This is a genomic window from Anaeroplasma bactoclasticum (assembly GCF_003550015.1).
In the GTDB taxonomy this organism is placed as follows: Bacteria; Bacillota_I; Bacilli_A; order Acholeplasmatales; family Anaeroplasmataceae; genus Anaeroplasma; species Anaeroplasma bactoclasticum.
Map to the genome: position 1 here is coordinate 31856 of NZ_QXEV01000015.1, position 9690 is coordinate 41545.

Here is a 9690-nt window from a genome sequence, read left to right on the forward strand (position 1 = left end):
ACTCTATTTCATAATTTACTACTTATTTTATCTCTCTATTGAATGGAATCGAATAATTATCTCTCCAAGGCTTAATTTCTTCAAAATCCTTAGCTGCCTTTAAGACCATTTTTTCTTCAAATCTCTTACCAATAATTTGCATACCTACAGGTAAATTATGAGATGCCAATCCTGCAGGAATAGAAATCGCTGGATAGCTTACAAAATTAACCAAATAAGTTTGGCACCAGCCAATTAAGGAATCCACACTTTTACCATTGATTTCTTCTGGTCCCTTTGTAAAGCCCTTTGGATTATTTTTTACAGGAAGACAGCAGGTAACCGGTGAAAGAATTAAATCATATCTCTTAAATACATCCTCAAAATTATCTAAAATATCCGTTCGAGCTAAATTGAACTCATATAAATCCTCAATTCCTAGATGATCGCAAACATTCTTATAATAAATGAATTCCTCTGGGAAATCCTCTAAATGATCTTTAAAATAATCAATTCCCTTTTCCTTTTGGTGATTAATATCTAAGGCACAATCAATTGTAATTCCCTTGCTCCAAAGAGAGGAAAATTCATTTGCTGTATGCTTAAAATTAAAATGAACCTCTTCAACGATATAGCCCTTATCTATAAAGCGCTTTGCTGCATCATAAACGATTTTCTTTACTTCTTCATCTACCTCAAATAAATCAAAATCATAGGTAAAACCAATTCTTAAGGCTTGATTACTATTTATATAGCCATCGATATCTTCATTTTGTCTTAATACCATATTGTTATATGGATCCTTAGGCTCTACCTTTGCCATAAGCTTATATAAGGCAATCGCATCACTTACTGTTTTGACTAATCCACCACTAACACAATAGGGATGGGATGCAGAATATGCATCTGGTCTACTGAATAATGGAATAGAGCCAAAGCCTGCCTTAAAGCCTACCAAATTACAGCAAGAAGCAGGCACTCGAATAGACCCTCCGGCATCTCCACCCTCTGAAATAGGTAGTAAGCCATCCGCTACTGCAGCTGCACTACCACCAGAGGATCCACCAGCATTATATAACGGATTAAATGGTGTAGATGTTACACCATACATCTTATTGTCCGTCGTTCCACTAAAGCCATAGGATGGGGCATTCGTTTTACCAACGGCAATACCACCCTCTTGCTCCATCACTTCACAAAATAAGCTATCATATTCATCCATGCTTACTAAGCATTTAACTCCACCATAGGAACGTGTCCAGCCCTTTTTGCTTGGCAAGAAGTCCTTTAAGCCAAAGGGAACACCCGCAAAAACACCTAAGTTTTCCCCATGTTCTAATCTTTCTTCTAATTTTTTTGCTTCTATATAGGCTAAATCAAATCTTGTATAGGTAAATGCGTTAATGGATTTATTTCTTTTCTTTATTCTTTTTTCAAAATACTTTAGCACCTCTGTTGGTGTGATTATCCTTGAATTCACTAATTCACCTATTTCAAGTGCAGATAAATATTCTAATTTTATTTCACTCATAGATTTACCTCTTTATCAAACTCAAATCTTGATGGATCCTTACGTAATTCCATTTCCTTACAATAATCAAAATAATCCTTTCCTACTCCTTCGGATTGCCATTTTTTACAAATTCTATAGCCAATTGGACTAAAGAACACCTCAAAGAATAGTTCGATTAATGCACCTACAAGCGCAATACCAATTAATGTTGGGAAAGTATAAAATTTTGCAAAAACCGCGAATGCTAAAGCGCCAAAAATAAAATTATCAACAAACTGACCAAATATGGTACTTACATAGCTTCTGCAATAAAAAGCAAGCTTACCATCTGGATTCTTCTTAAAGATTTTACCAAATAGACCATTAATAATCGCATTTATAATACCAGATATAATATATGCAATTGTAGATGATATTAGTATTTGCCATGGCTGTGGGGCAGCATTAGCCTCAAAGCCAAATAATGTATCAAAAATATTACTTGCACCTTCAAATGGATATTTTGCTGGAAATAAAGCAATAAGTGCTAAAAATATAACCGCAATAGCATTCACTAAAGCGCCTAAAACCGTTAGCTTAATTGCAGCCTTTGTTCCATATGTCTTTGTTACAATATCCATTACTAAGAAAACTGCCCATGATAGGAATATTCCTCCTGTAATGGACACAAATGGAATGTCATTAATATATATTCCACTCCAAACAATTTTATTTGCAGCTAAATTCATAGTGATTGTCGCCATTATAAATAGCATTGTAACTACACCAGGAATGCTTCTAAGTAGCATCTTCCAATCATGAAAATCAAAGAACCATTCAAGTGTATCTATAAACCATATTTTAATCTTTTTTAAGGGATTCATACTATCACTCCTCACAAAAAATAAAAAGAGTGCAACTAAAAAACACTCTTTTGTTCCCTAGTTTTATTTAAAGATAGGATGGATTACGAACTATCTTATTCAATTACCTCTAAAGTATATATCTTTACGATAAAGAATTCAAGTATAAAGATTTTATAATATTTTCAAATAACAAGATTATTCCTTATGATTATTTAAATAATCTATGAATTCCTTTGTTTTAGACCAATATTTAATTCCCCAATTTTCAAAATTCCATTCTTCCATATATGAATTACATTCATAATCTACATAATATAATAATCCATTGGAAACTACAAAATTGGTTGGGAAATAATCTATATTTAGATTACTATTTTTGGCCAACATTGCCATATTTCTTACCTCATTAATATAGCTTGATACATCTATATCGCTTTTTACCAAATCAATTATAAAATGAAAAAAGATAAAAAAGAAGAAAGTGCCATTTTTTAGGCACTTCCTAGTCTTTATTCTTCATCTTCTAAAATTAAATCCGAATCCTTTTTGGTTATTAGTTTAAATAAATAAAATCCAGAAATAACTATGGTTAATCCAATTCCAATATAAATTGCCGTAACATAAGAAATCCACTTGCCTAAAGCCAAATTAGGCTCTGCCAAAATATAGGTTGTAACGACAGCGGTCATAAACATTGCAGGTATAGCAGTAAATAGGGATATGTATTTTTTCTTCCTAGTCTTATATAAGTATCCACTACTTACCCATAAGCAAATTGCGGCTAACACTTGGTTTGACCAAGCAAACCACCTCCAAAGTATATTAAAATTCGATGGATTAGTAAAATTCCATATACTAATACCTATTACACAAGCGAATAATGGAATGGTTAATAATAACCTATTTTTCAATTTTTTAGGATCTGCGTTTATTGCCTCACCAACAATTAATCTTAAGCTTCTTAAGGCTGTATCCCCACTAGTTATTGGGCATATAACAACACCAACTATAGCTAAGATTGTTCCAAATGTACCAAGCACTCCCTTAGAAATATCATTTACAGAGGATGAGCTTCCACCAATAGTATTTAATAGATTCCATCCTTCTTCTGTATTAACTCTAAAGAATGCCATTGCAGCGGCAGCCCAAATTAATGCAATAATACCTTCAGCTACCATGGCACCATAAAATATTTGTCTTCCTTCCTTTTCACTTTTAATACATTTGGCTATCATTGGAGATTGGGTTGCATGAAATCCACTCACAGCTCCACAAGCCACAGTTGTCATCATAAATGGCCACCAAGGAAGTGAATTATTTGCCTTAGAAAAATCTTTAAAATTATTAAATAATTCTAACATTGGATATTCATTTGAATTTGACATTATACCAATAATTACAGCAATAGCCATAGAAATAAGAACAATACCAAAAATAGGATATAGCTTACCAATCACCTTATCTATTGGTACTATTGTACTAACAAAATAATATATTAGAATAATAATCATCCATATCCAGGCTTTAACATTTCCGCTAGTTAAGGATTCAAGTAATGTAGATGGAGATACTACAAATACTGCAGTAACTAAAATTAATAATATAATGGAAAACACTCTCATAATAATTTCTATCGCTTTCCCTGAATACTTTCCAGCAAGCTTAACAATAGATTCTCCATTATTTCTAGATGAAATCATACCAGAAAAATAATCATGTACTGCTCCACCTAATATACAGCCTAAAACAATCCATATAAATACAATTGGCCCAAAAAGTGCTCCACTAATTGCACCAAAAATAGGTCCTGTACCAGCTATATTCAAAAGTTCAATTAAGAATGACTTCCATTTTGGAAGAGGTGTTATATCTACACCATCAGGGTTTTTAATTGCTGGAGTTTTTCTATCATCTATCTTAAATATCTTTTCACTAACTCTACTATAGATTAAATATCCTCCAACTAAAACAAATAAAGAAATAAAAAAAGTAATCATACATACCTCCTTCTTATAGAATTCATTCATAGCTATCTCTATACTATAAATTATAACAAGGTTATGATATGAATAAAAGTAATATATGATATTTCAAAAAAGATAAGACAAAAATTAAAAATAATGTTTAAAAAAAGAGCTTTAAACCGAAGTTCAAAGCTCTAACTTTATCTTAATGTTTTTAAATATTCTTTATGCTCTTTAGAAACTCTAAAGGATTCAAGGGCCTTTTGAATTGCTTTATTATGTACCCAATCCTCTAATATATGCTTCTCAAAATAAGGAATAGTCTTTTCATATTGTTTTGCAAGAGATGTCGCAAAATACCAAGCAACCATCATTTTTAAATAATAGTCTTCTCCTTTTTTATTTGCTACTATATTTAAGTATTCTTCTTTAAAATCATCCCCTAAAAATTCATTCATTAAAATCCTTATACCAAATCTTGCAGTATAAACATGACTAGAAGAAATCCATTCTTTAATATATGGTAATAGTTTATCATGATTCTTAGCAAATACCTTTGGGCTTGATTGATCCGATACAGGCCAACAATCCACATATGGTAAAAATCTATTAATCTCTTTAATACATGTATCAAAATCTTTGATGAAAGAAATCAGAAAAAAATGAACTAAATTCTCTTCATAATATTCATGAGGAAGCTCATTCAAAAAACCTAAGCCTTCTTTTGTATCTTTCAATTCTTTTGCTAATTTTCTTAAATTTGGGCTTCTTACACCTAAAATTTTATCACTTGCAATATTTGGTACAAGCTTTGCTTGAAAATCCTTATATTTTAAATCAGCAAGAGGAATTAATTTTTCATAAATCCCCATATTAGCCTCCTATAAAACATTATTCTTTATTCCATTATAATAATCTTCAATTGCTTTTTTATGATTCAAAGATGCTATAATGGGTAATTCTTCTTTAGAAAAGAATTTCAATTCTAAAGATTCAGAATCTATAGATAAAGTACCAGAGGTAATATGTGCCTTAAATACAGCACATATCACATGTGCCATATCTCCACTAGGCCATTCCATATCTTTATTATGATATATACCTATTAAATAATCTAATTCTATATCTAAGCCAGTTTCTTCTTTAACTTCTCTTATAGCACCTTCATGGTATGTCTCTCCCATTTCCATAATTCCACCAGGAAGTCCCCATTTTCCATTATCGCTTCTTCTTTGTAATAATATTTTATTATCTCTTTCAATAATAGCACCAGAAGCATTCATAATTATTTTATCATGACCTACTTTACTTCTTATATATTTAACATAATCTTTTTCCATATTCATCTATCCTTAATCCCATTTCAATTCGAATGTTATGATTCTTTATATCACTATTTGAATAAGCAAATAAATCAAATCCAATAATTTCAAAGCCATTCTTTTCATAAAAAGAAATAGCTTTATAATTATAACTTTGAGTTTCTAAAACAACCATTCTAGCACCGCTTTTTTTAGCGTCTATCTTAATTTGATCAAGAAGCATTTTACCAATACCTTTACCTCTTAAATCATTATCAAATATTATAATATTCGATATTCTAAACCTTCTATTCCACTTCTCATAGAATCCCTCAACAAAGCCTTTTAGGGAATCTTTTTCAAAGTATCCATAGGCAATAGGATTATCCAACTAAGAGGATAGCATTTCATCATAAATTGCACCTTTTTGCACGATATGCAAAACAATCTTTCTCTTTTTTTGTATGGATACACACTTTTTTCGATTTTTATAATAAGACGCAATGTAATTTAAATACATTTCACTGACAATACGCAAAGTATATTTTCGATTTTTTGGTAGAATTCTACCTTTTTGTCGATTTCAAAAGATTGAAAGTGCAACGTATTTTTTTACAAATGAGCAACACATTCAGCGATTCACTCATAGATATGCGGATTCGGAAATGATCCACATGTTTTTAATCAAAATTAATCAACATATTTTTTTACTGATTTCCCCCAAATATGCATAATCCATTTTTGAGGTAATAATTTACTCCAAAGATGTTCATACTTCACAAAAAGGGAACAAACAGACATATCCTTTCCTCTTTTTGAATCTTTCATAGCCTTACGTGCTACTTTTTCTGTGGGTACAATTCCATAGTACTTAACTTTCTTACCATTATGTTCTTTTTTAAGCATATCTGTGTCAATCCATCCAGGGCATACTGCAGTAGCGCTTATACCTTTTTCTTTTAGCTCATAATTTAAACTTCTTGTATAAGATCTTAAAAAAACCTTGGTTGCAGAATATAGTGCAATATATGGATTAGGCTGAAATGATGATGCCGAAGATATATTTAATATTTTTGCACCTTTATTCATATAAGGAATAGCATAATTACAAATTATAGCTGGAACCTTACAGTTAATTTCAATTGTTTTAGATATTTCCTCTTGAGTGAAATTTACTATTTTATCCATTTTGGATATGCCTGCATTATTAATTAAATATTTAACATCTGGCTTGTGTTCTTCTAATAAATTACGTATTTTTTTAGCTTCTTCTTCACTAGCTAAATCACATTGTATTGGAAATATCTTATCTAAATACTTATTAGATAATTCTTGAAGCTTTTCGCTATTTCTGCCAATTGCCCAGATTATATCTATATCTTCTTTTAATAATTCCTGTATAAAAGCTTTACCTAAACCACCGGTTGCACCAGTTAGAATTGCAATTTTACTCATATTATTTTCTTCCTGACCTTTTTTCTATTTTTTTACAAGCAAACATACCGCTTCGACGGTCGGATGCGTCATCAACCCTTAATACACGTTAAGAAATATAAATAACAAATAATAACATAACAACATCACCAATAGTTGTTAAATATTCATTAGATGTAGCTTATTCTTAACCACCAAAGGATAAAAATTATTCTAAAATATATTCTACTATTTCTCCATTAGATACTTCACAAACGTCTAAGAAACGTTCCATTAGCAAGCCATGACAAACAATAATAACCTCACCATAATTCTTATATTTTTCTAAAACTAAATATACTCTATCTTTCATAGAATTCGCTGTCTCATAATTATATTTTGGATCATTTGATTTTTCTCCATCATTTTTAAAGAATTCTTTAAGGTTTTCTTTAGCCTCATCATCAGGTATATAATTATAATCTATATTCGCTACCCACTCATGAAGGTTCGTTTCAACAACTAAATCAATCCCTAATTCTTTAGATATAATCGCAGCTGAGTGCATAGCCCTTCCATATGGTGATGTAACAATGATTTTAGCACTTTTTAACCTTTTATCTTTTGCTGTAGCTTTAATTTGTTCTACTCCCTTATTTGAAAGTGGAAGCATATTAAAACCCCAATTCTTATATATCTTTGTATCTGCTAAAGTAAAATCAGTTTCTCCATGACGGATAAAATAAAACTTTGTCATATAGTAACCTCTATTTTCATTTATTTCTATTGTTTTTTTACATAAATACAATTCAAAATCCAATAATCATCCATTACAAGTTCATCTTTTAAAAGCTTTGCAAATGATTCATAGGTAATTTTTCAATATCTATTGCCGTATATCAGTTTAGCTTGCTCTGTATATTTCTTCACGAACTCAGTTTTTGCATTTGTATAAGCATCTCGATTATGTTCGTATTCTTTCCATAACGAAAGTTTTAATTTCTCATATTCTTTTGCAACATCAGGAAACTCGATAAGATAATCTCTAAAATACAATTCATTATTATCGCCTGCATATCTTAAATGCAAATGAAATGTACGTTCTGCAAAACCGTTTTCGGTATATCCTTTATTGAAAGATAATCTATTCTCACTTTGTGACATACAAATATAGCCGTTTTTTATAACCAAATCTTTATAATCAAACAAATTGCCTTCCCTTGGGATTTCTACAAGAATATCAATAATTGGTTTTGCCCATATAGTAGGTATTGCCGTACTTCCAATATGACTGATTCTACACATTTTCGAAAGAGCATTTTTTAAAAGAGTTTCTTCCTCCAAATACCAGTTTTTCCAACATTCTTGGTGTTCTACCAAAACAATAGGAAACAACTGCCACAATTCCTCCAATGTCATTTCTGATAAATTCTTTCTCATTTATCTCACCTACACATTACTATTTATCTGTTTCTTTCATATGAATTATATCATAGAACTTATTATTTTTTCCATTGGCTTACCAATCGTAATATTACTATTTTCTGATGTATTATAATCCCATCATTTCTCTTACTACTCTACTTCAATTTAACCCAAAGCATGTTCAGTGAACTAAAGCATTAGCAACAACTTTAAATAGCGTTTTGCTTTATTATTTTATATTTAATTAAAACCATATTTTAGTAAATCTTTAATCGTAAAACCTAATTCATCTATATCATATCCATTTTCAATTAGTATTTTTTTTACTAATTTTTCATCGAAGCGATCATCAGGCCCCCATGACCCTTTCCATATTTCAAAGGATATTTCCTCAAAAAAATTCATGATTTTTTTATTATGTTTCACCCATTTTTTAACTAAAGCTATTTTGTTTTCTCTTTCTTTCCTTTCGTCTTTAGTTAATCTTTTAAATTTATAAGCTTTAAAAGCACCTTTAATCGTTTTATATCCATAACCTTGGGCATCATCTAAAACTTCACCAGTTTCAGAATCAACTATGATAAATCTAGGATTATTATTTATAATAACTTTCTCACTCTTTAGCTTTTTTCCATCCATATTATTTATATTTCTCCTCATATAGTAAATTAAAAATAATTATCTAGCATATAAATTATAATATGTTTTTAATACATAATCAATCTTTATATGTATTTATTCCTATATCTTAAAGTGCAAAACAAAAGGTGAATAAATTTATATCTAATACTGTGATGGAGACATCACAAGAGGTGTTTGAATTTAATGACTAGATGCCACTATCTAGTCCAGATCTAGTCACTAAGACATGGTTAGGGCCATTCATCTAGTCATTTACCCCTATATCCCCATACATTTCTTCAAGACTTTGGCAGTGACTAGTTCATTTTTAAGACAATAAAAAAAGGCTCAAAATACCAAAAAGTGATAATCTAAATTTCGAATAGTAGCTATACTACCTATAAACGAAAGTAGTAAAATTAATTCTAAATTTCAAGTAGTACATACCTATAAACAATTTGTAGTAAAAATATTAATATATAAAAAGAATCCTCCCCTTATAATATTGATGTCTAGTCATTAATTTAAGAGGAGGATATTTTTTATGGAATTTGATTCCATTAAACACCTTGGAGTTAATCCTGATTTATTTGATTTAGATAAATGTTCAGAGGATTATGATCAAGGTA

The 9690-nt window shown here is 30.2% G+C and carries 11 protein-coding genes; all 11 read right to left on the bottom strand.

The window, feature by feature from the left end; genetic code table 11:
- Positions 1 to 22: 22 nt before the first annotated feature.
- Complete coding sequence (locus tag EI71_RS06660) at positions 23 to 1510, bottom strand: amidase (protein WP_119016480.1); 1488 nt, start codon at positions 1508 to 1510, stop codon at positions 23 to 25.
- Positions 1507 to 2355 (bottom strand): queuosine precursor transporter, encoded by an 849-nt coding sequence (locus EI71_RS06665; RefSeq protein ID WP_162849846.1) that lies wholly within the window; start codon positions 2353 to 2355, stop codon positions 1507 to 1509. Before EI71_RS06665 ends, EI71_RS06660 begins: the two co-directional genes overlap by 4 nt.
- 177 nt (positions 2356 to 2532) lie before the next feature.
- Positions 2533 to 2781, bottom strand: coding sequence for a hypothetical protein (locus tag EI71_RS06670; protein ID WP_211321065.1), 249 nt, complete (start codon positions 2779 to 2781; stop codon positions 2533 to 2535).
- A gap of 65 nt (positions 2782 to 2846) precedes the next feature.
- Entirely contained in the window at positions 2847 to 4334 is a 1488-nt protein-coding gene (locus EI71_RS06675; protein ID WP_119016482.1) for a carbon starvation CstA family protein, read from the bottom strand.
- A gap of 167 nt (positions 4335 to 4501) precedes the next feature.
- A complete protein-coding gene (locus EI71_RS06680; RefSeq protein WP_119016483.1) occupies positions 4502 to 5173 on the bottom strand; it encodes a DNA alkylation repair protein in 672 nt (223 codons plus the stop codon).
- 9 nt (positions 5174 to 5182) lie between these two features.
- Positions 5183 to 5641, bottom strand: a complete 459-nt coding sequence (locus EI71_RS06685; protein WP_119016484.1) for an NUDIX hydrolase — start codon at positions 5639 to 5641, stop codon at positions 5183 to 5185.
- A complete protein-coding gene (locus tag EI71_RS06690) occupies positions 5622 to 5993 on the bottom strand; it encodes a GNAT family N-acetyltransferase (RefSeq protein WP_119016485.1) in 372 nt (123 codons plus the stop codon). The genes EI71_RS06685 and EI71_RS06690 overlap by 20 nt, the downstream gene beginning before the upstream one ends.
- A 299-nt stretch (positions 5994 to 6292) precedes the next feature.
- Positions 6293 to 7057 carry an SDR family NAD(P)-dependent oxidoreductase gene (locus EI71_RS06700; protein WP_119016487.1) on the bottom strand — a complete coding sequence of 255 codons (765 nt, stop codon included), beginning with the start codon at positions 7055 to 7057 and terminating at the stop codon, positions 6293 to 6295.
- Between the two features lie 187 nt (positions 7058 to 7244).
- Complete coding sequence (locus tag EI71_RS06705; protein ID WP_147387570.1) at positions 7245 to 7772, bottom strand: histidine phosphatase family protein; 528 nt, start codon at positions 7770 to 7772, stop codon at positions 7245 to 7247.
- Positions 7773 to 7894: 122 nt separating this feature from the next.
- On the bottom strand, positions 7895 to 8455 hold the full coding sequence (locus tag EI71_RS06710) for a GrpB family protein (protein WP_162849847.1): 561 nt from the start codon (positions 8453 to 8455) through the stop codon (positions 7895 to 7897).
- A 225-nt stretch (positions 8456 to 8680) separates the two neighbouring features.
- Positions 8681 to 9079 (bottom strand): hypothetical protein, encoded by a 399-nt coding sequence (locus EI71_RS06715; RefSeq protein WP_119016490.1) that lies wholly within the window; start codon positions 9077 to 9079, stop codon positions 8681 to 8683.
- Between the last annotated feature and the right edge of the window lie 611 nt (positions 9080 to 9690).